The organism is Acinetobacter sp. ANC 4910 (assembly GCF_004331035.1).
Taxonomy (GTDB): Bacteria; Pseudomonadota; Gammaproteobacteria; order Pseudomonadales; family Moraxellaceae; genus Acinetobacter.
In genome coordinates, this window is record NZ_SJNT01000015.1 from 1 (window position 1) to 24,776 (window position 24,776).

At 40.2% G+C, this 24,776-nt stretch carries 25 protein-coding genes and 1 other RNA gene; 11 read left to right on the forward strand and 15 right to left on the reverse strand.

The window, feature by feature from the left end; all coding sequences use genetic code 11:
* The 3 genes from E0H82_RS14140 to E0H82_RS14150 all read left to right on the forward strand — a co-directional run.
* A partial coding sequence (locus tag E0H82_RS14140; RefSeq protein ID WP_131265393.1) for an acetyl-CoA C-acyltransferase occupies window positions 1–620 on the forward strand: 620 nt, incomplete at its 5' end.
* Window positions 621–682: 62 nt separating this feature from the next.
* Complete coding sequence (gene pcaD / locus E0H82_RS14145; protein ID WP_131265394.1) at window positions 683–1,459, forward strand: 3-oxoadipate enol-lactonase; 777 nt, start codon at window positions 683–685, stop codon at window positions 1,457–1,459.
* A gap of 103 nt (window positions 1,460–1,562) precedes the next feature.
* A complete protein-coding gene (locus E0H82_RS14150; RefSeq protein WP_131265395.1) occupies window positions 1,563–1,952 on the forward strand; it encodes a hypothetical protein in 390 nt (129 codons plus the stop codon).
* Between the two features lie 37 nt (window positions 1,953–1,989).
* On the opposite strand, the gene E0H82_RS14155 is transcribed toward E0H82_RS14150, so the two are convergent.
* Entirely contained in the window at window positions 1,990–3,216 is a 1,227-nt protein-coding gene (locus tag E0H82_RS14155; RefSeq protein WP_131265396.1) for a CaiB/BaiF CoA transferase family protein, read from the reverse strand.
* A 111-nt stretch (window positions 3,217–3,327) separates the two neighbouring features.
* Entirely contained in the window at window positions 3,328–4,542 is a 1,215-nt protein-coding gene (locus E0H82_RS14160; RefSeq protein ID WP_131265397.1) for an acyl-CoA dehydrogenase, read from the reverse strand.
* 230 nt (window positions 4,543–4,772) lie between these two features.
* Between E0H82_RS14160 and E0H82_RS14165 the strand changes: the two genes are divergently transcribed.
* Together E0H82_RS14165 and E0H82_RS14170 are read left to right on the forward strand one after the other, a co-directional pair.
* A complete protein-coding gene (locus tag E0H82_RS14165; protein ID WP_131265398.1) occupies window positions 4,773–5,738 on the forward strand; it encodes a LysR family transcriptional regulator in 966 nt (321 codons plus the stop codon).
* Window positions 5,739–5,748: 10 nt separating this feature from the next.
* Window positions 5,749–6,447, forward strand: coding sequence for an SIR2 family NAD-dependent protein deacylase (locus E0H82_RS14170; RefSeq protein ID WP_131265399.1), 699 nt, complete (start codon window positions 5,749–5,751; stop codon window positions 6,445–6,447).
* Between the two features lie 67 nt (window positions 6,448–6,514).
* Here the strand turns inward: E0H82_RS14170 and E0H82_RS14175 are convergent, their stop codons facing one another.
* From E0H82_RS14175 to E0H82_RS14185, 3 genes are read right to left on the reverse strand one after another with little or no spacing between them, the layout of a single operon-like run.
* Window positions 6,515–7,294 (reverse strand): glutathione S-transferase N-terminal domain-containing protein, encoded by a 780-nt coding sequence (locus tag E0H82_RS14175; RefSeq protein ID WP_131265400.1) that lies wholly within the window; start codon window positions 7,292–7,294, stop codon window positions 6,515–6,517.
* 24 nt (window positions 7,295–7,318) lie between these two features.
* Entirely contained in the window at window positions 7,319–7,831 is a 513-nt protein-coding gene (gene rraA, locus E0H82_RS14180; RefSeq protein ID WP_131265401.1) for a ribonuclease E activity regulator RraA, read from the reverse strand.
* A gap of 12 nt (window positions 7,832–7,843) precedes the next feature.
* The gene (locus E0H82_RS14185; protein WP_131265402.1) at window positions 7,844–8,509 is read right to left on the reverse strand and encodes a nucleoside-diphosphate sugar epimerase; all 666 of its coding nucleotides are present in this window, start codon (window positions 8,507–8,509) and stop codon (window positions 7,844–7,846) included.
* Window positions 8,510–8,724: 215 nt separating this feature from the next.
* Here E0H82_RS14185 and rpsT point away from each other — a divergent pair, with 215 nt between their 5' ends.
* Window positions 8,725–8,991, forward strand: a complete 267-nt coding sequence (rpsT, locus tag E0H82_RS14190; protein WP_016167735.1) for a 30S ribosomal protein S20 — start codon at window positions 8,725–8,727, stop codon at window positions 8,989–8,991.
* 129 nt (window positions 8,992–9,120) lie between these two features.
* Here the strand turns inward: rpsT and E0H82_RS14195 are convergent, their stop codons facing one another.
* From E0H82_RS14195 to E0H82_RS14205, 3 genes are all read right to left on the reverse strand, one after another.
* The gene (locus E0H82_RS14195) at window positions 9,121–11,811 is read right to left on the reverse strand and encodes a M66 family metalloprotease (RefSeq protein ID WP_171458301.1); all 2,691 of its coding nucleotides are present in this window, start codon (window positions 11,809–11,811) and stop codon (window positions 9,121–9,123) included.
* A gap of 206 nt (window positions 11,812–12,017) precedes the next feature.
* Window positions 12,018–12,752, reverse strand: coding sequence for a phosphoglycerate mutase family protein (locus E0H82_RS14200; protein WP_116759001.1), 735 nt, complete (start codon window positions 12,750–12,752; stop codon window positions 12,018–12,020).
* A 52-nt stretch (window positions 12,753–12,804) separates the two neighbouring features.
* Window positions 12,805–13,662: a 3'(2'),5'-bisphosphate nucleotidase CysQ family protein gene (locus tag E0H82_RS14205; RefSeq protein WP_131265404.1), complete on the reverse strand. Its 858-nt coding sequence runs from the start codon at window positions 13,660–13,662 to the stop codon at window positions 12,805–12,807.
* A 14-nt stretch (window positions 13,663–13,676) separates the two neighbouring features.
* Here E0H82_RS14205 and E0H82_RS14210 point away from each other — a divergent pair, with 14 nt between their 5' ends.
* The 4 genes from E0H82_RS14210 to E0H82_RS14225 all read left to right on the forward strand — a co-directional run bounded on the left by E0H82_RS14210 (window position 13,677) and on the right by E0H82_RS14225 (window position 16,660).
* Window positions 13,677–14,363 carry an HAD-IA family hydrolase gene (locus tag E0H82_RS14210; RefSeq protein ID WP_131265405.1) on the forward strand — a complete coding sequence of 229 codons (687 nt, stop codon included), beginning with the start codon at window positions 13,677–13,679 and terminating at the stop codon, window positions 14,361–14,363.
* The gene (locus E0H82_RS14215) at window positions 14,356–14,796 is read left to right on the forward strand and encodes an RNA-binding S4 domain-containing protein (RefSeq protein ID WP_131265406.1); all 441 of its coding nucleotides are present in this window, start codon (window positions 14,356–14,358) and stop codon (window positions 14,794–14,796) included. Before E0H82_RS14210 ends, E0H82_RS14215 begins: the two co-directional genes overlap by 8 nt.
* A 147-nt stretch (window positions 14,797–14,943) precedes the next feature.
* Window positions 14,944–15,987, forward strand: coding sequence for a recombinase RecA (gene recA, locus E0H82_RS14220; protein ID WP_131265407.1), 1,044 nt, complete (start codon window positions 14,944–14,946; stop codon window positions 15,985–15,987).
* Between the two features lie 79 nt (window positions 15,988–16,066).
* Window positions 16,067–16,660, forward strand: coding sequence for a regulatory protein RecX (locus E0H82_RS14225; RefSeq protein ID WP_131265408.1), 594 nt, complete (start codon window positions 16,067–16,069; stop codon window positions 16,658–16,660).
* A gap of 35 nt (window positions 16,661–16,695) precedes the next feature.
* On the opposite strand, the gene ffs is transcribed toward E0H82_RS14225, so the two are convergent.
* Window positions 16,696–16,792: signal recognition particle sRNA small type (gene ffs / locus E0H82_RS14230), an RNA gene on the reverse strand.
* Window positions 16,793–17,077: 285 nt separating this feature from the next.
* On the opposite strand from ffs, the gene E0H82_RS14235 reads away from it, so the two are divergent.
* Window positions 17,078–17,962: a YbgF trimerization domain-containing protein gene (locus tag E0H82_RS14235; RefSeq protein WP_131265409.1), complete on the forward strand. Its 885-nt coding sequence runs from the start codon at window positions 17,078–17,080 to the stop codon at window positions 17,960–17,962.
* A 37-nt stretch (window positions 17,963–17,999) separates the two neighbouring features.
* Here E0H82_RS14235 and lpxA read toward each other — a convergent pair whose 3' ends face one another.
* Genes lpxA through rseP form a run of 6 tightly spaced genes read right to left on the reverse strand, consistent with a single transcriptional unit; the run spans window position 18,000 to window position 24,775 of the window.
* A complete protein-coding gene (gene lpxA / locus E0H82_RS14240; protein ID WP_116758994.1) occupies window positions 18,000–18,788 on the reverse strand; it encodes an acyl-ACP--UDP-N-acetylglucosamine O-acyltransferase in 789 nt (262 codons plus the stop codon).
* 7 nt (window positions 18,789–18,795) lie between these two features.
* Complete coding sequence (fabZ, locus tag E0H82_RS14245) at window positions 18,796–19,272, reverse strand: 3-hydroxyacyl-ACP dehydratase FabZ (protein ID WP_104442206.1); 477 nt, start codon at window positions 19,270–19,272, stop codon at window positions 18,796–18,798.
* A gap of 7 nt (window positions 19,273–19,279) precedes the next feature.
* The gene (gene lpxD / locus E0H82_RS14250; RefSeq protein WP_131265410.1) at window positions 19,280–20,350 is read right to left on the reverse strand and encodes a UDP-3-O-(3-hydroxymyristoyl)glucosamine N-acyltransferase; all 1,071 of its coding nucleotides are present in this window, start codon (window positions 20,348–20,350) and stop codon (window positions 19,280–19,282) included.
* Window positions 20,351–20,353: 3 nt separating this feature from the next.
* Window positions 20,354–20,848, reverse strand: coding sequence for an OmpH family outer membrane protein (locus E0H82_RS14255; protein WP_131265411.1), 495 nt, complete (start codon window positions 20,846–20,848; stop codon window positions 20,354–20,356).
* Window positions 20,849–20,895: 47 nt separating this feature from the next.
* On the reverse strand, window positions 20,896–23,382 hold the full coding sequence (gene bamA, locus E0H82_RS14260; protein WP_131265412.1) for an outer membrane protein assembly factor BamA: 2,487 nt from the start codon (window positions 23,380–23,382) through the stop codon (window positions 20,896–20,898).
* Window positions 23,383–23,419: 37 nt separating this feature from the next.
* Complete coding sequence (gene rseP / locus E0H82_RS14265; protein WP_131265413.1) at window positions 23,420–24,775, reverse strand: RIP metalloprotease RseP; 1,356 nt, start codon at window positions 24,773–24,775, stop codon at window positions 23,420–23,422.
* Between the last annotated feature and the right edge of the window lies 1 nt (window position 24,776).

Below are 24,776 nucleotides of genomic sequence, written 5' to 3' on the forward strand. Positions count from 1 at the left end.
AAGCTCAAGGCTTTTTTAAACATGAGATCATCCCAGTGAGCATTACTCAGCGTAAGGGTGATCCGATTGTGATCGATACGGATGAACATCCTCGTGCATCGACCACATTAGAAGGTTTGGCGAAATTGAAGCCAGTCGTCACAGCAGAAGGCACCGTCACAGCGGGAAACGCGTCAGGCATCAATGACGGTGCGGCTGCTGTACTGATTGCTTCGGAACAGGCCGTTGAACAGTACCAACTTAAACCCCGTGCCAAGATTATTGCGTCTACGGCTGTCGGGGTTGAACCTCGCATCATGGGCTTTGCCCCAGCCCCTGCGATTAAGAAGCTTCTTAAACAAGCCAATCTCAGTATTGAGCAGATGGATGTGATTGAACTGAATGAAGCGTTTGCGGCACAGGCACTGGCGGTTACCCGTGACCTAGGTTTGGCAGACGATACGACTCAAGTGAATCCAAATGGTGGTGCGATTGCGATTGGTCATCCACTCGGTGCATCGGGAGCGCGTTTAGTCACCACGGCTTTAAACCAATTGGAACAAACGGGTGGAACCTATGCGCTATGTTCGATGTGTATTGGTGTCGGTCAAGGTATTGCAATGATTATTCAGCGGGTTTAACAAATCATAACTATTTAAGATATTTCCCCTCCCTTTTTTAAAGGGAGGTCGGGAGGGATTTTATGCCAACATTTATTTCAAATGATGCAACCATCAATTACGCAACTTTTGGTGATGCCGCCAATCCTGCTTTGGTATTTTCCAATTCTTTGGGCACCAATTATGGCATGTGGCAACAGCAGTTTAATGCTTTAAAAGAGCAGTTCTTTGTGGTGTGTTATGACACGCGTGGTCATGGTGCTTCGTCTACCCCGCAAGGTCCTTATAGCTTGCAACAATTGGGTGAGGATGTGATTCATTTACTGGATCATTTAAAAATTCAACACGCTGCATTTTGTGGGATTTCCATGGGAGGCTTAACTGGTCAATGGTTGGCCATTCATTATCCTGAGCGTTTTAGCCATGTGGTGGTGTGTAATACGGCGGCTAAAATTGGTCAGGAGCAGGCGTGGCTAGATCGGGCGGCTTTAGTCAGATCTCAAGGTTTACAATCCATCGCGGACACCGCAGCTTCGCGATGGTTTACAGATCCCTTTATCCAAAGCAACGCAGCAACGGTTGCAACGCTTTCAAACGACTTAGGTGCTGGCAGCCCAGAAGGTTATGCGAGTTGTTGTGAAGCTTTGGCTAAGGCGGATGTTCGGGAACAATTAAAGACGATTACCGTGCCTGTGTTGATTGTTGCAGGACAGCAAGATCCTGTGACAACCGTGGCAGATGCTGAGTTTATGCAGAGTCAAATTCCCAAGAGTCAGTTGGTACAGATTGATGCGTCGCATATTTCTAATGTGGAACAGCCAACGGCGTTTAATGAAGCTTTAAAACAGTTTCTTGTATAAGAATACCGTCCTCAAAGGCCTCACATTGTTGAGGCTTTTCTTTGTCTAAAATGTTTGTTTAAATACCGTCCACAAATTTCATAACCCCTTAGAATTTATAAAAATGAAAAAATACTTTCTCGGCAGTATTCTTATGCTTTCGATTATGCCCACTTTTGCAAATTCGCAATTCGAAACCTACACCATCATTTATGGGGGTGGTGTAGATGATCTCGGACTTGGTTTAAAAGATCCACAAGGAAAAGAATACCACGCCTATTGTAGCCAACAATGTGGTGATTGGTTTGAATTTGATCAAGACTCACTGGGTGAGAAACTCAAAAACCAATACAAAGGTCGCCAAGCTGCGGTCGATCTGTCTTATGAAATTAATGCTGGACGCATTGTCGGTCCCAGTGATGAAGACGAGCTTTATTTTATAAAGAGCATCAAACTCATGGATTCAAAACAAAGAAAGCCATGGTTAAACTTTTTTGGTTTGAAACAGAATTAAATGCCCTTTAAAAGAATATTTTGAATAACAAATTTGCTTAGGCTATTTTCTCATCAATCACACCCATAAGCTTTAATCGTTGTAATTCATGTTCCGCTTTAAATTGAGACAATACAGACATGGTATGTTCTCCCAATTGTGGCGGTGCATGATGATACTCAACAGGCGTTTCCGACAATTTAATGGGCGAACCAATCATCTGAAACTCTGGATTAAGTGGGTGTTGTATATTCACCACCATTTCCCGATGTTGAATTTGGGGTTCTTGTAAAGCTTCAGCAACAGAATTGATTAACCCAACAGGGACTTTAAATGCATGAATCGCACTCACCCACGACTCTGCATTTTGCTGTACAAAATGAGCAGATAATAATTCAATTAACACGTCTCGGTGGCGTACTCGATCCTGATTTCGATTAAAGCGCCCATCCTCCAACAACGAGGTATAACCAATCGCAATACAGAAATCTTTAAACTGCTTATCGTTACCACAAGCGACAATGAACTCTTTATCTTTCGCACTAAAAGTTTGATATGGAACAATATTTGGATGGCTATTTCCCATACGCTTTGGAGATACGCCCGTGGTCAGATAATTCATACCTTGATTGGCTAAACCTGCCACCTGAACATCCAGTAATGACAAATCAATATGTTGTCCTCGGCCAATCTGATGACAAGCCAATAGCGCAGCCTGAATGGCAATCGTGGCATATAAACCTGTTTGAATATCGACCACAGCAACACCCACTTTTTGTGCACCGTGCCCTAAGCTTTCCTCTTCACCCGTAATACTCATCAATCCAGACATCCCTTGAATGATAAAGTCATAACCTGGCTCAGCCGCACGTGGTCCTGTCTGCCCAAAACCTGTGATCGAGCAATAGACCAGATTCGGATTAATTCCACTTAAAGTTTCATAATCCAAACCGTATTTTTGTAATGAACCTGCTTTATAGTTTTCGATTACTACATCTGCTGTTTTGACCATTTCATGCAGAATTTCTTGCCCCTCTGATCGCGTGATATCAATCGCAACTGAATATTTATTTCTATTTGCTGACTGGTAATAACCCGACTCACGAGTAAGCTCACCTTGAGCATCTCGCATCCACGGCGGTCCCCACATGCGAGTGTCATCACCACATTGTGGACGCTCAATTTTAATCACTTCAGCACCAAGATCTGCCAAAATTTGCCCGCACCATGGGCCCGCCAATACTCGGCTCAGATCCAAAACCCGAATTCCCTTTAACGCACCCATTATTTACTCCTCAATCTTGTATCTTCATTTTATTTTTCATTTTTTCAGACAAAGTTGTCCTCAAGATGCTCTTTCGAGCATCCTGCTTTAGACCAAAAAGAATTTTTTAGATTAGAATGCCGCAATTCCTGTCTGTGCACGACCTAGAATCAATGCATGCACATCATGAGTCCCCTCATAGGTATTCACGACTTCTAAATTGACCAAATGACGTGCAACACCAAACTCATCACTAATTCCATTGCCACCCATCATGTCACGGGCTAAACGTGCGATCTCTAAAGCCTTACCGCAGTTGTTACGCTTGATCAGAGATGTACCTTCAACCGAAGCAATCCCTTCATCTTTCATACGTCCAAAACGCAAGGCAACTTGTAAACCTAAAGCTATTTCAGTTTGCATATCAGCAAGTTTTTTCTGAATAAGCTGGGTTGCCGCTAAAGGGCGACCGAATTGTTTACGGTCCATTGTATATTGATGTGCGGTATGCCAACAAAATTCTGCTGCACCCATCGCACCCCAAGCAATGCCATAGCGCGCGCTATTTAAGCAGGTAAATGGGCCTTTTAAACCACGAATTTCAGGGAACGCATTTTCTTCTGGTACAAAAACGTTATCCATCACAATTTCACCAGTGATTGATGCACGTAAGCCCACTTTGCCATGAATCGCAGGCGCTGAAAGCCCTTCCCAGCCTTTTTCTAAGATAAAACCACGAATGTCACCGACATGCCCTTCTTCAGACACTTCTTTTGCCCACACCACAAATACATCGGCAATTGGACTATTGGTAATCCACATTTTGGCACCAGATAAGCGATAACCTCCCGCTACTTTTTTAGCACGTGTGATCATGCTTCCTGGGTCTGAGCCGTGGTCTGGTTCAGTTAAACCGAAGCAACCAATATATTCGCCTGAGGCAAGTTTAGGTAAATATTGCTGTTTTTGCTGTTCTGTACCAAATTCATTAATTGGCACCATCACCAAAGAACTTTGTACGCTCGCCATAGAACGGTAGCCTGAATCTACACGTTCAATTTCACGCGCAATTAAGCCATAATTCACATAATTTAAACCTGCACCACCATATTGTTCTGGAATCGTTGGACCTAATAAGCCAAGTTCTCCCATTTCACGGAAAATACCAGCATCAGTTCGTTCATGGCGGAACTGTTCCAATACACGTGGCATCAACTGTTCCTGACAGTACGCATATGCCGCATCGCGAATCATACGTTCTTCTTCAGTCAATTGCTGTTCAATTAAGAATGGGTCTTTCCAATCAAATTGTACCCGTGTCGCTTTTGTATTCACCATTTGGTTCATTGCATCCTCTGCTAGGTCTTGTTATCTATACTGATGCTATGCCTGAACATAAAATAATTCAAACGATTAATTCGCATGCAGATATGCTTAAAACGCATATCTGATTTAAATTTTCCACTTAAAAAAAACAATAGGATGGTAAAAATGGTATTTCTACAGTATTTTCTTATGATGCAAACTGTATGCTTTATGCACTTTTGAAATATCCTAATAGCTTCGTGACGACCCAAATGAGAAAAAAAATTCCATCTATGCAGAGCCTGATCTGCTTCGAATCAGCAGCTAAACATGCCAGTTACACGCATGCCGCCCAAGAACTGTCCATGACCCAAAGCGCAGTTTCACGCCAAATTCAGCAATTAGAAGAATTTTTAGATATTCAATTATTTACGCGCACTAGACATGGTATGGAACTTACAATTGCGGGGACACAATACTATGCCGCGATAAAACCCCACTTACTCGGTTTAGAAAAATCCACACAAGAAGTCATGTCACATAAAGGTTTAGGCGGTACACTTAAATTAGGCGTTGTTCCAACATTTGCCACACGTTGGTTATTACCCAAATTACATGGGTTTAATACACGCTATCCAGAAATTACCATTCATTTGGAAACCAGTACTAAGCCCTTCCTTTTTCATGAGCAAATGTTTGATGCTGCCATTTATGCAGGAACACAACAACAAATTGAGCATTGGCCAAGAACCAGTGCCCACTTTTTAATGCTTGAAGATGTTATTGCAGTTTGTTCGCCTACGCTTATTTTGCAACATTTTCCAAATGCAGAAAAACTCAACTCATACAGTTATCACTTGAGTCCAGAGCAAATTACCCAACTCCCTTTATTACAACAAACCACACGACCCACTATTTGGCTGGAATGGTTTCAAGCCCACCAAATCGATCACCCCAAAGCCGATGAAGGACAACGACATGAGCTGTTTTCCATGCTTGCTGTAGCGGCATCCCATGCCATGGGTGTTGCACTCATTCCGCAAATGTTGATAGAACAAGAGCTAAAAAATCAAACCTTGGTCATTGCTAGCAATAGCCCATTACCCAGCAATCGTGCATATTATCTGGTTCATTCAGATCAGGAACCATCGCCAATTTTGAGCAAATTTGTCGATTGGATACAGCATGAAGTCAAGTCAATCTCAGATTTAACTGCTGTTAATGCACAACCAAAATAATGGGGAAATCATGCAAAACTTAGTGATATTTTCAGGTGCAGGTATGAGTGCCGAAAGTGGTATTCAAACCTTTCGTGATCACGACGGACTCTGGGAAAATTACAATATTGAAGAGGTTGCCACACCCGAAGCATGGGCAAGAAACCCACAGTTGGTTCAAGACTTTTATAACCAACGACGTAAACATATTTTACAAGCCCAGCCGAATCGTGCTCATCAGCTCATTGCTCAATTACAGCAGCACTATCATCTCAATGTCATTACACAAAATATTGACGATCTACATGAACGTGCAGGTAATGACAATGTATTACATTTACATGGCAATATTCGCCTTGCCAAAAGCTCTGGACCCCATGCTGAATATGCAACTGAGTTTTATCCTATACAAGGCTGGGAACTTAATTTAGAAACAGATCGTTGCCCTTTAGGCTATGCACTCAGACCGCATGTGGTCTGGTTTGGTGAGGCTGTACCGGCTTATGCAGAGGCACAAAAAATTGTACGACAAGCAGACATTTTTATTGTGATTGGTTCAAGTTTAGAAGTTTATCCTGTTGCAGGATTAATTCATGAAATTCCACAGCATTGCAAAGCCTATTATATTGACCCCAAAGCGTATCAACTAAGTATGCCCAAGCAGTATCAACTCATTGCACAAACTGCAACAGCAGGCATGCAACAATTATTTAATATATTAACCACTTAAACCCTAAACTCGGATTGAATCATTCTCCAACCTATAATCTGAGTTTAGGTTTTTAATACATCCAATCTTAAGCAGCATATTGCTTTTTAAGATACTTCACAATTTTTGCCGACTCAAACATCTTCACTTGGGTATTTGGGTCAACCAAATATGGCACTTGAATATCACGCCCCATCAGCGCAACCACCTTTTCACGCTTACCTTCTTTAAGCGGAACATACTTTCCAGGCTTTAATCGCAATACGGCTGGTCCCATATCTTGCCAGCGCTCTTTTGCCACATTATGAAATATAAATGGCAGCTCTAATTCCGTTAACACACTTCGAACGACACGGGTAAATGGACTCGCCTCAAATCCCCATAATTCAAGCAACTGCTGCGGTGCTTCACGGTTGACAATACGTTGATCCACCCAAACACCACGCGCACCATTAATAATGGTTCCAGCAAGTGCCATAACAGGAATTTTAGGGTAATGTGCAAATTTTTTCGGTGTTTTCCCTGTTCGCCCATAATGTTCAAAAAGATGATGAATAATGTCTTGGGACTCATACATCTGCGTTGAAGTATTCTCATCAATGAAAAAAGGAAATTGTTTTTTCCCACCTAATTGCTTTACGATTTGACGATATTTTATTCCACCTTTGGGACAAGGATAAACTTCATAATCCAAATTTAATAACGTCAAAACTTCACGCACACGGCGACAAAATGGAGAACCCTCAAATTCATAGATTTTCAATGATTTCTCTGGTTGCTTCGGAAATGCTGTGCCAGAAACTCCACGACCACCTTCAGCCAATGATGAAGCCAAAGCTTGAATGACTTTAATTTGATGATTCACCATGTTTTGTCCTTATTTTTAATGGTCTTATAATTCGACCAATGGTTCTTTAGCAACCACAATGCCATTATTATCGGCATAAATAAAATCGCCAGATTGAATGCTTACCCCACCAAAATAGAGCGGAATATCTGTTTCGCCTATGCCTTTACGATTACTTTTTTGTGGAATTGCAGCCAATGCATGCACACCTAAATCTAACTCTGCAATGGCATCCACATCACGGACACATCCGTAAATAATCACGCCATTCCACTGGTGCTTGACTGCTGACTCTGCGATCAAATCCCCCATGAGGGCACAGCGCATTGAAGCACCACCATCTACCACAAGGACTTTACCCTGACCATCAGTCGCCAGTAGTTCTTTAACACGGGAGTTATCTTCAAAACACTTTACAGTCACCACCTGACCACCAAAGGTTTTACGAGCACCATAACTTTTAAAGAATTTACCATCCATCGATGGTGTAACCACCTGAAGCTCTTTTTCAGGATTGTCATCCAATAAATCACAAGTTACAAAAGGAACAGTTGCCACGTCATTCTCCAGTTATTGAGCTTTTTGTATGCGTAAATTATCATAAATTTCAAACTTTTCAGTTTGATATTGAGCTGCCACGACCATAGTATGAGCTACTTGTTCCGCAGTCACTGGCTTATATTTAAAAGAATCTGGTACCAAATGCGACATCTTTTGATATAAACGCTGAGTAGCACCTTCTAGCAACCGTTGTTCTGACCGCTCCCCTAGCAATAAAGAAGGTTGTAGTATTGAAGCCTTCGCTAAACCCAATTCACGAATATGCTGTTCTAACTCGCCTTTCACACGATTATAAAAAATCGGTGACTTCGAATTGGCGCCTAATGCGCTGACCAACAAGTAATGTGTTTCTAATCCTTCAAATAAGTCCGCAAAATGTGCATTTATCTCATAATCAATATTATAAAACTGTGCTTTTGAGCCTGCTTTTTTTAAAGTTGATCCTAAACAACTAAACGCATGACTATGACCGTGCACATCTTCATCATTTAGTAACAAAAAATCTTCAAGTACGAATTGATGGACTTTTTCCAACTGACTTAATTCAACATCATAATGTCGAACCACCGCAGTAATTTGCTCACAACTACTTAATTCATTTAATTGTTTTATTAAGGCCCGACCAACAAGACCTGTCGCGCCAATCACCATTGCATTTTGAATCGAATTTATCATTTTTTGACCGTTCTCCATGGTTTATGAGTAATCTAACGTTTTCTTTAACATTTTTCTGCATCTAAAATGTTGTCAAAGCATGTCAAGACTTGACTTCGTGGCCGTGTTTAATCAAAATATGCCACTTGTTTACGGGCTGGTGATAGTTCTACTGATGTTGGTTTTCAGTATGAATTTCAGCCCGCCCAGACCAATCTAATTCAAGGAGTGCACGAGTGGCAAACTCTGCTCAAGCAAAAAAACGTGCTCGTCAAAACGTTAAAGCACGTAAACACAACGCAAGCTTGCGTTCTATGGTTCGTACTTACATCAAACGCACAGTAGCTGCTATCGCTGCTGGTGACCATGCTGTTGCTACAGAAGCTTACAAAAAAGCTGTTCCTGTAATCGACCGTATGGCTGATAAAGGCATCATCCATAAAAACAAAGCTGCTCGTCACAAGAGCCGCTTAAATGCACAAGTTAAAGCGTTAGCTAACTAATTTGCTGTATTAAAAAAAGCCCATCTGGGCTTTTTTTACGTCTATACTTTTTGACTTTAAATTACATGGTCTAATTAAAAATAAGAGATATCAAATATACCCCTCCACAGAAGTGAAGGAGTGAAATTCTTAATTTACCAATACAGTTAAATTTTTAGGCTTCAAATAAGATAAAATTAAATTGGTATTCGGAGTCAACATACTCCATTTCTGATTCGCACCATTAGTACATGAATAACGAATCAAATCTGCCCGATTATCGACCAAATACCCCTTATTCAAATCAAAACATTGATTTCCTTGACGAATAGACTGTGTATCTGCTGCCATCGTCCAGATCTGACTGCTTAATTTTGTTGAACAGGTCGCCAAAGTGATTTTATTTCCACTACCATTACTCGTTAAACATTGATCAATCGCCAACTTACTATGAATACGCCCCAAAGCATCTAAAATCCATTTTTCCGAATCATCATTTACACAACCCGTTGAACCACTAATATAAGGGTTATATTGACCCGAAGTTACTTTCTCCACTTTTAGGCAATTGGTTCTATTCAGCAAAGTACTCTGTTGATTCATCAGTGTTGTTGTTTCCAAACCCAAACCTTGAATAAATGAAGCCAAGGCAGATTTAGCTGCTACATTATTTGCAACTAAATCCTGTGCATATACATTCATCCAACGGTTTAAACGATAGATTTTTTGCTGTTGGTCAGAATATTGTGCAAGTACTTGTTGGGCAGTGACAGATAAGCCATGTGGGTTGGTTCGATAAGAATCATACATCAATTCAGTATGAGCAGATAAAGCCACAATTGGCTGACCACTTTGAGCCAGCAATTCTTGCTCAAAACTTGGTAACTCAATTTTACGCAAAGCTTCATAGCCATTTTCACGGCCAATTTTTACCGCAGGCTTCATCGCTTCAGCATAGCTCGGAATATCAATACTAGAGAGTAATTTCTCAGCCTGATTGGCTTTTTTACAATACAAGTCAACATGCTGTGGTTGATCAGCAATCGCGAGATTGACATGCAATTTATTTGCAAGACTATTCGTTGAATCCATACGATTCGGCGCCAATCCAACAGTCTTATTGCCACTTACCGAACGAATGTTGAGCCAACATGCTGCTTGAGTTACTGCCGCATTGGTTTCAGGCAAATCAAACACATTACCCCAGTTACTTCGTGCCGCTGGATACAATAAACCCACCTGATTCTCAGGGTCATATCCACCCAAAATTGTATAGACAGGAACACCAAATAAACGAGGTTTCAAATAGTTCCCATCGACTCGGTTATACCAAACGTTGGAAGAGCTCGGGACACGAGGTTGCACAACTTCCATTTTACGGGTTGTAGCATTCCATTTTGTATAACCTGTTGGTGAGCTTGCATTCCACATCTCTCGATTAAAATGTGGCTGGATCTTTAACGAAGCACTATAGCCCGTATAATGCGTAAACTGCGAAATTGAACTTGCAGTGTACCCACCTGCCATCGCATCCCAACTATATGGATAAAGTTTTAAGAAGTTAGGAACACCATTGCTGCCATCGCCTAAATTGGTCGATTTCCAATTGAGATTGCCACGCATTTTATTACGAAACGAAATATACCCCCATCCACTGTCTGCATGATGTGCAGACCAGAAATAATTGGTTGGCTGATCTTTTGTTTCAACAGCGCCGGGGTAATGCCCTAAACCATAGTGATGTCCAATTTCATGGCTAAACTCATTACCAATTGAGTCAATCAGCGTCAACATGCCATTGCCACCACTCAAGCCATGGGTTTGATCGCCATTGCTATATTTTCCGCGAGCATGGTGCACAATCACACTTTCAGTGAGTTGTGGTTGTTCCTGACTTGCCATTGAAGCACTCGTCACGCCCCAGTTAGCTAAATTAATACCAACACTAAAAGTCGATTTCGCAACATTTTCACGCATATCACCAGAATATACCCCGCCCTCTACCGAGCTACTAGTGTCATAAATGGTTCCATTCGCGACCATGACTCTGTTTAGCTTCATGTCATCATATTTTGCAACAATCATTTCTGATGCAGGAATGGTCTGGAAATAATCCGTACCCGCCTTCTCAGGCTCTAACAACATATAATGGCCCGTAGACACAGGTGGATCTGTCAGCAATCCGAGTCGGATATTGTTTAATACCAATACTCCAGGTGCAGCAAAATCAATTTGAGTTTCAAACAGTTCACCTACGCGACCAGTTGTATCAACCAATTTCAGTTTTAACCCAGATTTTACTTCATTCCAATTCAACTTAGTCGACCAAGCTCGCTTACTGTAAAGTACTTGCGGTCGTTGATCTTGATTACTCTGATCTGAAAGCGGAATTTGTGATGGATCATCAAGCTTAACTTTCCGTACAAATAAACCATCTTGATATATTTCAAGCTCTAAGCCTTGTATATCACCCATTGCACTAGAAGGTGTGACCAATAATAATGCCTCACGTTCAGACGTGAGTCTCGGCATTTTTTTTGCCTCATTACCACTTGGATCAACCACATGCGCTTGTGCAAACTGAACCATGCCCTGAAATGAACCCGTTAAATCAGAACGAATGGTACGGGTTGAAGACATTGCATCATAATCATAAAAACCCAAAGCATTACCATCTACTACATCTTTGGTGGGTTCTAGATATTGAGGTTGACTGGGTGTCGTGGTATCTGTTGAAGATCCCGAATTATTAGCCCCCTCACTAGAGCCACCTCCTCCACCACATGCTGACAATAAAATAGATGCAATACATAGACTTAAAATATGTAAAGGGTAATTCATCACAGTTTTCAAAAAAATCCCCAAGTATTTTTAAATAAAGTTTTTATATGTGAAATAAATCATTAAAAACATGATCTTAGTTATTATTATATAATATTGTATTATGTTTTTGCTATGTTTTAGACGAATCTACGCCATCCTATGCAGGAGTAGACATATAAAAAATCTTCAGCCAGATAAAATAGAATGTATCGGAGTTCTTGATTCTAATGATGTTGTTTAAACTGTCGAATATTTAATTCGTGTAATTCACCACGCCAAATCCATTTTAGTTTTGAATCTAAAAACTCATCACCCTCAAACCAGACAAATAAGCCTTCCATCATTTGTGGCCAGTCTTCTTGAGTAATTACATTTCGTCCCGAAATTACAGCAATAATTGCAGCAATAATTGTATCGTGACTCACTGCTAGGCTAAGTCCGTTATGCTGCTGTGGATGCGTGTTATAAATTAATTCAAGTACATCTACCACACCTCGTATGGGGTGTTTCATACCAGGTAAAGCATTATTTACAAAGCTGTTGATAAAGCCTAAAGCACCCTGTTCACGGAAATAAGGACCTGCCTGTTTAATATCAAGCACAAAACTTCCTGGCTCAACCAAGAGTCCTTGCTGCACGATTTCAATATGATGCGTATTGTTTTGCAGGCTAATTGAATCTGCCCCTTGAATCATTAAAGCAGCAGTATCTACACAACGCTGAATAGGGCTAGAAATACAATGCTGAATAGTCCGATCGGTCTGAGCAATTAAGTGTCCCCCCCATGCTTGTGCCAAATCACGCCCTTGTGGTGTTAGCTGTAAATCATAACCAGCCAAGCCTTGCCCACTCACCATTTCACGAATGGAATGACGTGTAAATAATGTGACTGGAGTATGCGTATCTGGCAATAAATCTATTGCTTTTAACATACTATGTGGGAGTCGTTCTAATGCCATAAGACCATCATTCTTCCGTCGAGTTTACACTATAACATTTTAATTGTTTTGCTCAATGCTTACTCTGCATTGCTGCAAGTGCTTGTAATGCGAGTTTTTTCATCTCTGCATTTCGATAGGCAATAAAACCACCATTCAACAAGGTCTCTCGTTGATTATATACAAATGGTCGTCCTCTAAAATCGACTAATCCGCCACCAATTCGCTCAATTAAACATTGTCCCGCGCTAGTATCCCATTCACTGGTTGGGTGAAAACGAGGGTAAATATCCACCTTATGTTCCAAGATCATACAAAACTTATAGGCACTACCCGCCTTAAACACATCATAGCTAGTCATATCTTTCAACACATCTAAATACGCCATATATTCAGACTTATGCTGTGCACTCTGACTTAGACCTATATGCACTGGCGTAGCCATTGAGCGTTCCAATTCATATACAGACCACTGCTGACTGTTGAGATTTAACTTCAATGGCATCCCTTGCCTAGGGCAAAAGTACACGACCTGTTCAGCTGGAATTGCCAAGACTGCAAAAACCGTATGCACACCTTCAACCAAACTTAAATTGATGGTGAATTCAGGACGCTTATGTAAAAATTCTTTGGTTCCGTCCAATGGATCGAGCAACCAAAACCGATGCCATTGCTGACGTTGATCGTATTCACCCTCTTCTGACAGCAAAGGGATATCTGAATGTTGCTGTGCCAAAGCTTCTGTAATATATTGATTCACTCTGAAATCTGCCTGCGTGACAGGTGAATCATCATGCTTTTGGGTGATATCAAACTTTTCACCAGCACAATAGCGTTGATATTCTTCTCGCAAAATTTCGCACGCTTGTGTCACAATGGGCACAAGCTGCAAGATCATTGCATCTTGCGGTGCTGTTGTTGTTTTAAACATAGATCACCTTATATATGTCGAACTTTTCTCAAAAACCACCAGTCATTTTTGACATGGATGGAACCTTACTCGATCTTGCTTATGATGACCTGATTTGGAATCAGCTTGTGCCCATTCAGTATGCTGAAGTGCATCAATGTTCGATCGAACAAAGTAAAGAAGTCCTATTCCAATTCTATCAAGAACATAGCCACACTTTAAACTGGTATTCTTCACATTTTTGGTCGACTAAAGTCGGCTTTGATGTGCTTGCATTACAACAAAAGCAGCAACATAAAGTGAGCCGCCGTGAAGGCTGTATTGAATTATTAGAATATCTTAAAGCCAATGATTATCCATGCTGGTTAGCCACCAATGCCGACTGTGCCAGTCTAGAATTCAAACTTACCCAAACAAGCATTGGGCAATATTTCGATGTGATTGTTAGCAGTGAAACGCTAGGTCATGCCAAAGAATTTACTGCATTCTGGGAGAAGTTACATCAGCTACATCCTTTTGATGTACAGCAAACTTATTTTATTGATGACACTGAAAAAGTTTTACTGGGTGCACAAAAATTTGGACTACAGCATTTGATTACGATCCAACAGCCCTCATCTACAGGGTTAGTACGCGAGAAATCAATTTTTCCAATGATTGATAGACTCACCGACTTAATTCCCTTACTTGAACAAGCCGAGGAACAAAAGCAATATGCCTAAAGCAGAGCAAAATCTTCCTGCTGAAACTGTACGTATCGATAAATGGCTATGGGCTGCACGTTTTTTTAAAACTCGAAGCATTGCCAAATCTGCGATTGAAGGTGGTAAAGTCCATTTCGATGGCGAACGCGTCAAAGTTTCTAAAGAAGTTCGTGTAGGGATGGAACTTACCATCCAACAAGGTTTTGAGAAAAAAACGGTCCTTGTTAAAGCAATTTCTAATGTGCGTGGCCCTGCCCCCATTGCTCAGCAATTATATGAAGAAACTGAAGTCAGTTTAGCAAAAAGGGAATTGCTTGCATCACAAAGAAAATTGCATAATCTTGCTCGACCTGATCATCGACCTTCGAAAAAAGATCGTCGACAAATCAGTAAATTTAAACAAGAAAATGATCAGCAATTTGGCCAAGATTGGTCATATAATGATGATTAAACTGCTCACGTCATGTTATGTCGCACTAGATATAACAGGCATAGAATAACAGAAATAATTCTGTCACTATACTGAAGTGGAAAACGTTTGTAATGTAACACATCCACTTAAGTTAAAAGTAAAGTGACAAAGTTTTGAGGTTGTAAGATGGATGAGAATAAAAGTAAGGCGCTCAATGCTGCCCTAAGCCAAATTGAAAAACAGTTTGGTAAAAATACAGTTATGCGCCTTGGTGACAATACAGTACAAGCTGTTGAAGCCGTTTCAACAGGCTCATTAACACTCGATATTGCACTAGGTATTGGTGGCTTACCAAAGGGTCGTATTGTTGAAATTTACGGTCCTGAATCTTCAGGTAAAACCACCATGACATTACAAGCCATTGCACAATGTCAAAAAGCGGGTGGCACGTGTGCCTTTATCGATGCTGAGCATGCACTTGATCCACAATACGCTCGTAAGCTTGGTGTTGATATTGACAACCTTTTGGTTTCTCAACCCGACCATGGTGAGCAAGCACTTGAAATTGCAGACATGTTAGTCCGCTCTGGCGCAATTGACTTAATCGTAGTCGACTCCGTTGCCGCACTAACACCACGTGCTGAAATTGAAGGCGAAATGGGCGACTCACATATGGGTTTGCAAGCACGCTTAATGAGTCAAGCTTTACGTAAAATTACAGGGAATGCTAAGCGTTCAAACTGTATGGTGATCTTCATTAACCAAATCCGTATGAAGATTGGTGTGATGTTCGGTAGCCCTGAAACTACAACAGGCGGTAACGCATTAAAATTCTATGCTTCTGTTCGTCTTGATATTCGTCGTATTGGTCAAGTTAAAGAAGGCGACGAAATTGTGGGTTCAGAAACTAAAGTTAAAGTGGTTAAAAACAAAATGGCACCGCCATTTAAAGAAGCTCTTTTCCAGATTCTTTATGGCAAAGGCGTTAACCAGCTAGGTGAGTTAGTCGATCTTGCAGTTCAGCAAGACATCATCCAAAAAGCGGGTGCTTGGTATTCATACCAAAGCAACAAAATTGGTCAAGGTAAAAATAATGTCATACGACACCTTGAAGAAAACCCACAATTGGCGCAAGAAGTGGAACGCATTATTCGTGACCAGTTGTTAACAACGGGTGGTGTTGTAGAAGATAAAGAAGAAGATGAATCTGACCTCTTGCTCGATGCTTAAACCATCTGCTTCTCTATAGAATATACCTGTTACACTCAAACGCCCTTCGGGGCGTTTTTCAATCAAGATTAGATATATTATGAGCCAATCTAAATTTCCCAAATTGCTTGACTACGACAACTTAAAACAAGAGTTTGGAACTTCTCATATTGAGCATGCACCATCACCAGATGCAACTGATCACCATAATGCGGTGATAGAGGTGGAATCTGCTCAAAATACGGGGCTAACAGGCTCACGCTTACGTTCTTATGCCTTTGCTGTACTCACCCGTAAAGAATTCTCTAAAGCTGAACTAATCGAAAAACTCGCAACCTACGCAGCGAATCGAGAGGAAGTAATTGATCTTGTAAATGAACTATCCGAGCAGAACTATCAAAGTGATCAGCGCGTAGCCGAAATTGTGCTATCAAGCCAAAAAAGAAAAGGCAAAGGGCCACAACGTATCAAATTAGCGTTGAAAAACAAGAAAATTAACAGTGAACTGATTCAAGAAGAACTAAAAGAAATCGACTGGGTTGAACAAGCCTATCAACTGAAAATCAAGAAATTTGGCACTACAGTTGAAAAAGATCCAAAGCTTAAAGCAAAGCAAATCCGCTTTTTACAATACAGAGGGTTTGATATGGACGCGATTATGAAGGCAATTAATAAAAAAGAGGATGAAGAATAATTATAATAAAATGCTATAAAAATAAATGGTGGCAACCCTACCAGCAAAGCTTCGGCACATCACAATTCTACTACCGTTGCTACCTTCCGGTCCTGGCGGGGTTCGCAGAGTGCAATTGCGAAGTAACCGGCAGGGCTACCATTGCAAGAACAGAGTATAGAGATTTTTACTCAAGTTGCAAGCCTTTAATCTGCATTTATATAGCTAAGCCATTCATTTGATTATTTAAAATACAAAAATACCGATTTATCACATTTTTTGCTCTACATGCAGGATGAGTTTACTTTAAACATACGACAAGATTGCAAACACTTATTGCTTTTCCCTACCCGAACATTTTAAATGTGTTCAATATGAAATGAATAAAGCCAAAAAAACTCAAGGCTTTAAGCAAGTAATACAAAATGGATATGTTTTATGATGCAATATAAGCATGCAATTTATGCACTCACTTTACTCAGCAGCTCTACGTTATATGCCAATGTGCCTATCGAAACACGTGGCTTAAGTCAGAGCGATTCGGGTTCAAGTTATAACTCTTCTAACACCAATTCATCAACACCAGAAGCAGCTGTGCCAACCAATCTAAATTGGCAACTCATGCAAAAAAATCAACAGCTTGAAAATGACATTCGAAGTCTACGTGGACGTATTGAAGAACAAGAAAATACCATTGAGCAACTTAAAAATGATCTGAACAATCGCTATACCGACTTAGATCAACGTTTAGAATTATTACAACAAAAGGTTGACCCTGACAGTGCTACCCAAACGGAGGATAATCAACAGGATACTTCTCCCAGTTCCAACAGCACCACCTCAACCACCACTCCAGCAGTAAATAATGCTAGCAACCCTACTCCTGTAGCAACACTCTCAACCAAAGCCATCAACACGGATACAACCACCACTGCAAACACCCAACAACAAACTACCGATTTAGAGAAAGCAGCCTATACAGTCGCATTAGATGCCTATAAGCAAGGGGGTGCGAAAAAAGCGATTGCTCCAATGCAAAATTTTATCAAAAACCATCCCAATAGCGTTTATATTAGTAATGCATATTTTTGGTTAGCAGAATTCAATCTAGCCATAGAACCAACCAACTATACTGAAGCCAAGCGAAATTATAATATTGTGGTCAACCAATACTCTCAATCATCCAAAGCCGCTCGAGCGCTTTATCAACTGTATAGCATTGCCAAAGATGTAGATCGTAATACAGCACTGGCAAATCAATACAAAGCTAAACTCTTAAAACAATATCCAAAAAGTGAAGAAGCTGGCTATTTTAAGAAATAAAAAAAAGACACCTTAAGGTGTCTTTTTTTACAACAAATTAACGCACAATGCCGCGCTCAGACTGCTCCAGAGAGTCAAGTAACAATTGAGCTTCTGCCACCGTAGGTAAAATTTCCTGACGGATACGCTCAATCGCTTCAACTGTCGTCAAACCTTCTTTATAAATAAGTTTAAACGCTGTACGTAAACCCTGAATTACTTCTTTAGACCAGCCCTTACGACGCATGCCTTCGACATTCATTGCAAAAGCATGTGCAGGATTGCCAGAAGCCATAACATAAGCTGGGACATCTTTCAAAATTAAAGATGCACCACCAATCATGCTGAATGAAGCTAGTTTACAGAACTGATGGATACCTGAGTTTCCACCAACAATAACGTAATCACCAATGTGAACATGACCCGCCACGCCTACATTATTAGCGAAAATATTGTGATCACCCACCATACAATCATGTGCAATATGGGTATTCACCATCAACAGGTTATGACTACCAATTTTGGTCAAGCTCTGATCTTGCACGGTGCCTCGATGTAAACTGCAATGCTCACGGATCGAGTTATGATCACCAATTTCCAACCAAGTTTCTTCACCTTGGTATTTAAGATCTTGACATACTTCGCCAATACTCGCGAACTGGAAAATTTCATTATTTTTACCAATACGCGTGTAGCCTCCAACCACAACATGTGAGTGAAGTTTTGTTCCCGCTCCAATTGTGACCTGTGGACCAATAATACAATAAGGTCCAATTTGCACATCTGGAGCAATTACTGCCGATGAGTCAATAATAGCGGTTGGGTGAATTAATTCGTTATTGCTCATGCCTGCTCTATACTTTCTGATGATAAACCATAATTTCAGCGGTTGTTGCGACTACGCCATCAACAGTGGCAATACAATTATATTTGTAAATACCACGTTTTTGCATAATTAACTCAGATTTTAATACAAGTTGGTCACCTGCAACCACTTGTTTTTTAAATCTTACCTTCTCTGCACCTGCAAAAAGGAACAAAGAACCTTCACTTGGTTTCTCATTGTTCATAATAAAGCCCAAAATACCAGACACTTGTGCCAAGGCCTCAACAATTAATACACCTGGCATAATTGGGTAGTTCGGGAAATGTCCTTGTAAGAACTCTTCATTAATTGAAACGTTTTTATAACCCACAATCCCATTATCAGTTACATCAACAATGCGATCAACCAATAAGAATGGATAACGGTGTGGTAAATATTCACGAATTTGCTGAATATGCATTGGCAATTCTGGTTTCGTAAATGATAGTAAAGTCGACTCAGTCATCATATTTCTATTTACGCAATTTAAAAGTTGATTCAAGGGACTCAATTTGAGTCTGCATATGATCAAGTCGTTTGACTAACTGGGTCAATGGCACATCTGCTAATTGTCGAAGCCTTACAACAGTACGCTTCCATTGCGGTGTTTCAAATAATCCCGTGCCGCCAGAATAACTTCCAGCTTCGTAAATATTATTTGTGACCATTGACATTCCTGTAATTGTCACATTATCCGCAATTGAAATGTGTCCAACTACACCACAACCACCTGCAAGGATGCAGTTTTTGCCAATTGTTGTGCTACCCGCAATTCCACTCTTTGCAGCAATTGCGGTGTTTTCACCAATTTTAACGTTATGCGCGATTTGCACAAGGTTATCAATCTTAACACCATGTTCCAAAATGGTATCATCCAAAGCACCACGATCAACACTACAATTTGAACCAATTCGAACATCATTTCCGATTTGAACAGACCCCAATTGAGCTATACGATGCCATTTACCTTGATAAGGTGCAAAACCAAAACCTTCTCCACCTATCACTGTATTGGCATGTATACGCACGCGATCACCAATTTTACATGCGCCCGTTAACGTCACATGCGAATCAATAAATCCTTCCTTACCAATTTCAACATCATCATCAATATGCACATGTGGTTGAATTACAGTGTTATCTCCAACAACACAATTTTCACCAATAACGACATAATGACCAATATAAGCCGAATCTGAAATAATCGCTGAAGGATGAATCTGAGCAGTACTTTCAATTCCAACATCAGTATGCTTTTTCTCAAACACATGAGTCAGAATTGCAAAAGCAAGATATGGATTTTGAACCAGAATAAAATTTTGATGACTATACAGTTTTTCCTGTAAAGCCTGAGTGACAATAAGAGCACCTGCTTTTGAGGCAAGCGCTTTATCTAAATACTTTTCATCTGTCACAAACGAAATATTGTTCACAGATGCTGCTTCTAGGCTTGCCAAACCTTGAATTACAAGGTTGGATTGACCTATACACTCGCCTTGTACAAGACGAGCTAGGTCTTCTAAACTTTTTTTGTTAAGATTCATTGATTACTTAATTGCATTAACCTTTTGAATCATTTTATCAGTTAAATCATACTTAGCGTCATAGGCAAGTGCAGAGTTTTTGTTCAACACTACATCTAAATTACCCTCTTTACGCAATTGCTCAGCAACTTGCTTAATACGAGAATCCAATGTCTTGTTCATGACTTGCAAAGACGCCTGAACTTTACCCTGCAACCCCTGCTGAATACCATTTAACTCATTTAACTTAGTTTGGTATTCCGCACTCATTTTCTGCATTTCAGCTTCTGAGAGTTTAGTGCCTTGGGCTTTCTGTTTCATCGCTTCCAGCTCTTTACTCAATTGCTCTAATCTAGTTGTTTGAGGCTTGATCGACTGCTGTAGACTTGCATTTTGTGCTTTTAAATATGTACTATTTTCGACCACTTGCTCTAAATCAACAACACCATAACCAGCCGCATGTACAACAGAGCTGAGTAAAACACTCGAAACAGCTAAAGCTTTGATTATATTACGCATGAATTAAACCTTATTGTATATTATCTTTAGTTTAAAAAAGATCGTACTTAGAAAGTACGACCAATTTCAAATTGAAGCTCTTTAGTTTGATCGCCCTGTTTATCATTTAGTGGGAATGCATAACTTAACGACAATGGGCCAATCATGGTAATCCAAGTAAAGCCTACACCAACGCTGTAACGCATATTACCTAAATCAAAACCGTATTCATCTTTACAAGTTTGCTTTGCAGCGTCTGTGCTAAAAACATCACATTGAGTATCAAATACTTGTGCACCTTCCGCAAACAACACTGGGCGAACTTGTCGTGTCCAATCACCTTTAAACGGTAAAGGTAATGCCAACTCAGTACCAAATTGAACTAGAGCATTACCACCCACTTCTTCTGGTGATGGGTCTTTTTGCCCCGTTTCACTATAGTAAACACCATCATACTTTGGACCTAAAGTACTGTTATCATAACCACGTACCGACCCATAACCACCTGCATAGAAGTTTTTATAGAAAGGTAAGTCATTACCATAACCTAATTTACCATAGCCACGCAGTACAAAATCTTTCCCAAGAGGTAGAAATGCTTGTGCATCGTAAGTAATTTTTTGGTATTCAACATCACTACCTGGTAATGCAATTTCAGCATTGACACGGTGAGACTGACCCGTTGTAGGGAACACTGGACGATTCAGTGTGTTATATGACCACCCCAAGGTAAGATTATATGTCAGGAAATCACCAGTATACTCAGATGGATAAAAAACCACTGGAATTGGATTACCATTACTATCTAGACAGATAGTATTATCAGAACCCTCTTTCCAATAGCCCGAGCAATAATTACCAGTCTTTGTATTTTTACCACCATGTGCCATTAAATAATCGCGCACATAGGTAGATACATAAGGACCCGTAGTTACATCAGTTTGGTCAATGTTTAAACCTGCACTAATACTTTGGTTTTCATCAATTGGATAACCAAAATTGATACCCCCACCAAAACTATCCGTCACATAATTGTTAACGTTATAGTCACTATTTAATTTGGTTTTACGGTAGTACATGTTGTAACCACGTCGTACACCATCAATGGTAAAGTATGGGTCGGTTACACTCAGGTTATAGTAATCTTGCGTCTCTGAACGAGAAAGATCAATTGCGACACTATTTCCCGTTCCCATAAAGTTGGTTTGGCTCAATCCTGCTTGGAATGTGACACCACCACTTTGTGAATAACCGACTGCCAAAGTACTTGTCCCTGAATGTTGCTCTTCAACATTCACATTCAAGTCCACCTGATCAGGCATATTCGGAATACGAGTTGGCTTGACCTCTACAGTTTTGAAATAACCAGTACGCTCTAAACGTACTTTAGACAAGTCAATTTTTTCATTACTTGCTAAAGCACCTTCCATTTGACGCATTTCACGACGTAATACCTCATCAGAAGTTTTAGTATTCCCTGTGAAATTAATACGACGTACAGTCACTTGCTGACCTGGATTAATATAATAATTCAGATCAACTTGACGCGTTTCATTATTGATTTGCGGAACAACATTAACTTCTGCATAGTAATAACCAGCATTACCATATTTGCGTAATAGCAACTGCTTAACAGCATTTACTTTTTCTTGCGAATAGGTTGAACCATCTTTATAAATCTGCATTGCCTTCAATTCTTCAGGCTTATACAATGCATCTCCTAAAAATTTAGATTCACCAAACTTGAATTGTTGACCTTCACTGACTGAAACTTCAATAAAAATTCGCTTTTTGTCTTCACTCAAGTTCAAACTTGAGTTGGTAATATCAAAGTTGATATAACCTGCATTTAAATATAAAGCACGCAATGCTTCTAAGCTTGCAGCCATTTTTTCACGTGCATAACGGTCATTACGTGAAACAATTGAACTCCAACTGCTTTCTTTTACAGCAAAAGCTTGTTGAATATCACTATCACTAAAAACAGTGTTTCCAATAACATTAATATCGACAACTTTAGCAGCTTTACCTTCATTAAACTCGAGCAATAGATCTACACGGTTATTTGGTCTTGCTGTAGTAGTCACTTTCACATCAGCATCATAACGACCTTGCTGAACATATTGTTGCTCTAGTTCTGACTCAACTGTTTGAAGTGTGGATTTTTTTAACACCTCACCTTCAGCCAAGCCCATTTTCTTTAAACCTTCTTCCAAAGCTTCCTTAGGAATAAGTTTATTGCCTTTTAGTTCAATTTTAGAAATAAGAGGACGTTCAATTACTTTAAATACAAGCGTATCACCGTCTTTTGATGCCTTAATGTCATCAAACATGCCTGAAGCATATAGTGCACGAATTGAATTCGAAATAGCCTGATCATCAACACGATCACCACTACTCACTGGCAACATGGTATACACATTGGCAGGAGTTAAACGAACGAGTCCATCAATTTTTATATCACGAACAATAAATTCATCCGCTGCATATACTTGTTGTACTGCTGCCATAGCACTAACCAGCGCCAAAGGCATAAATAAATGTGTGTGCTGCATGCCAGTCTTTTCCGATGTTAATTTCAAAGCAACGTTGTTATAAACGCATAAAGTCATTAAATAATGCAAGGAGCATCATGCTACCCAACAGTACCATACCAATTTTTAAACCAACCAATTGTATTTGTTCAGAAACAGGTTTACCACGAATCAATTCCACAAAGTAGTACACTAAATGCCCACCATCCAACATAGGAATAGGCAATAAGTTTAATATTCCCAGACTCACACTCATCAGCGCCATAAAGGACATGAAGGTTTGCCATCCCATTTCAGCACTTTGTCCAGCAACTTTTGCAATCGTGATTGGACCTGATAAATTTTCAAAACCAATCAAACCACGAACCATCTTAACGATAGAATTCAGGATCATGGTACTAATTTGCCCTGTCTTATCAAGCGCCTTACCAAATGCTTCTACAGGACCATACTGAATAGTTTGTTTGTATTCTTCAGGAATTACTACTTGACCGGGATTATTTTGCACACCAAGCACACCAGATACATTACCCATGTTATCTCGTTTACCTTGAGGCATCACTTCCAAGTGCACCAACTGATTTTGTCGTAATACATCAATTTTGAGCAGTTTTTCAGGTGAAGCTTGCACCACCTCCACCACATCAAACCAATCTTTCATTTTGATGCCATCAATTGCGACAATGCGATCTCCCGCCTTCATTCCTTGACGAATTGCTGCGCCATCTTCATTTAATTTCATGACAGTTGCAGGAATATGCGGACGATAAGGAATAAAGCCCAAGCTATCTAATGGCGATTGATTCTGATCTTTTAAAAAATTCTGGATAGGAAGCGCAAAAGACGTTGCTTGACCATTTCGATCTGCAGCAATGTGAATAACACCTGTTTCACCAGCACGATCAACCAAAGCAAAGTTTAATTGCTCCCACGTCGATGTTTTAGCGCCATCAACAGCTGTAATCTTATCACCAACATGCATTTGTGCCGTTGCAGCAGGTGAATTCACCAAGACCTTACCAATACGAGTATTCAACTGTTCTTGTGCTGGCAAAAACAACACCCAGAACAATAAAACTGCAAATATAAGATTAATTAACGGTCCAGCAGCCACAATCGCAATACGCTTCCATGGATGTTGGCGATTAAATGCATAAGGTAAATCGGCTTCTGCCACATTTCCTTCACGCTCGTCCAACATTTTGACATAACCACCTAAAGGCAAAGCAGACAATTGATATTGAATACCTGACTTTTTTGATGTCCATTTCAACACAGTTGGACCAAAACCAATGGAATAAACTAAAACTTTGACGCCTAGTTTACGTGCTACAAAATAATGTCCGAACTCATGAATCGCAATGAGAGGCCCGAGCAATAAAATTGCCGCAACAATAATAAACAAGGCATTCATG

Coding starts and splice junctions, on each gene's coding strand:
- recA (WP_131265407.1), top strand. CDS start 14,944: ATGGATGAGAATAAAAGTAAGGCGCTCAATGCTGCCCTAAGCCAAATT.
- lpxD (WP_131265410.1), bottom strand. CDS start 20,350: ATGAATCTTAACAAAAAAAGTTTAGAAGACCTAGCTCGTCTTGTACAA.
- E0H82_RS14225 (WP_131265408.1), top strand. CDS start 16,067: ATGAGCCAATCTAAATTTCCCAAATTGCTTGACTACGACAACTTAAAA.
- bamA (WP_131265412.1), bottom strand. CDS start 23,382: ATGCAGCACACACATTTATTTATGCCTTTGGCGCTGGTTAGTGCTATG.
- E0H82_RS14175 (WP_131265400.1), bottom strand. CDS start 7,294: ATGGTGAATCATCAAATTAAAGTCATTCAAGCTTTGGCTTCATCATTG.
- E0H82_RS14215 (WP_131265406.1), top strand. CDS start 14,356: ATGCCTAAAGCAGAGCAAAATCTTCCTGCTGAAACTGTACGTATCGAT.
- E0H82_RS14165 (WP_131265398.1), top strand. CDS start 4,773: ATGAGAAAAAAAATTCCATCTATGCAGAGCCTGATCTGCTTCGAATCA.
- E0H82_RS14150 (WP_131265395.1), top strand. CDS start 1,563: ATGAAAAAATACTTTCTCGGCAGTATTCTTATGCTTTCGATTATGCCC.
- E0H82_RS14205 (WP_131265404.1), bottom strand. CDS start 13,662: ATGTTTAAAACAACAACAGCACCGCAAGATGCAATGATCTTGCAGCTT.
- pcaD (WP_131265394.1), top strand. CDS start 683: ATGCCAACATTTATTTCAAATGATGCAACCATCAATTACGCAACTTTT.
- E0H82_RS14170 (WP_131265399.1), top strand. CDS start 5,749: ATGCAAAACTTAGTGATATTTTCAGGTGCAGGTATGAGTGCCGAAAGT.
- E0H82_RS14160 (WP_131265397.1), bottom strand. CDS start 4,542: ATGAACCAAATGGTGAATACAAAAGCGACACGGGTACAATTTGATTGG.
- E0H82_RS14200 (WP_116759001.1), bottom strand. CDS start 12,752: ATGGCATTAGAACGACTCCCACATAGTATGTTAAAAGCAATAGATTTA.
- rseP (WP_131265413.1), bottom strand. CDS start 24,775: ATGAATGCCTTGTTTATTATTGTTGCGGCAATTTTATTGCTCGGGCCT.
- E0H82_RS14255 (WP_131265411.1), bottom strand. CDS start 20,848: ATGCGTAATATAATCAAAGCTTTAGCTGTTTCGAGTGTTTTACTCAGC.
- E0H82_RS14185 (WP_131265402.1), bottom strand. CDS start 8,509: ATGATAAATTCGATTCAAAATGCAATGGTGATTGGCGCGACAGGTCTT.
- fabZ (WP_104442206.1), bottom strand. CDS start 19,272: ATGACTGAGTCGACTTTACTATCATTTACGAAACCAGAATTGCCAATG.
- E0H82_RS14155 (WP_131265396.1), bottom strand. CDS start 3,216: ATGGGTGCGTTAAAGGGAATTCGGGTTTTGGATCTGAGCCGAGTATTG.
- E0H82_RS14235 (WP_131265409.1), top strand. CDS start 17,078: ATGATGCAATATAAGCATGCAATTTATGCACTCACTTTACTCAGCAGC.
- lpxA (WP_116758994.1), bottom strand. CDS start 18,788: ATGAGCAATAACGAATTAATTCACCCAACCGCTATTATTGACTCATCG.
- E0H82_RS14195 (WP_171458301.1), bottom strand. CDS start 11,811: ATGAATTACCCTTTACATATTTTAAGTCTATGTATTGCATCTATTTTA.
- E0H82_RS14210 (WP_131265405.1), top strand. CDS start 13,677: ATGTCGAACTTTTCTCAAAAACCACCAGTCATTTTTGACATGGATGGA.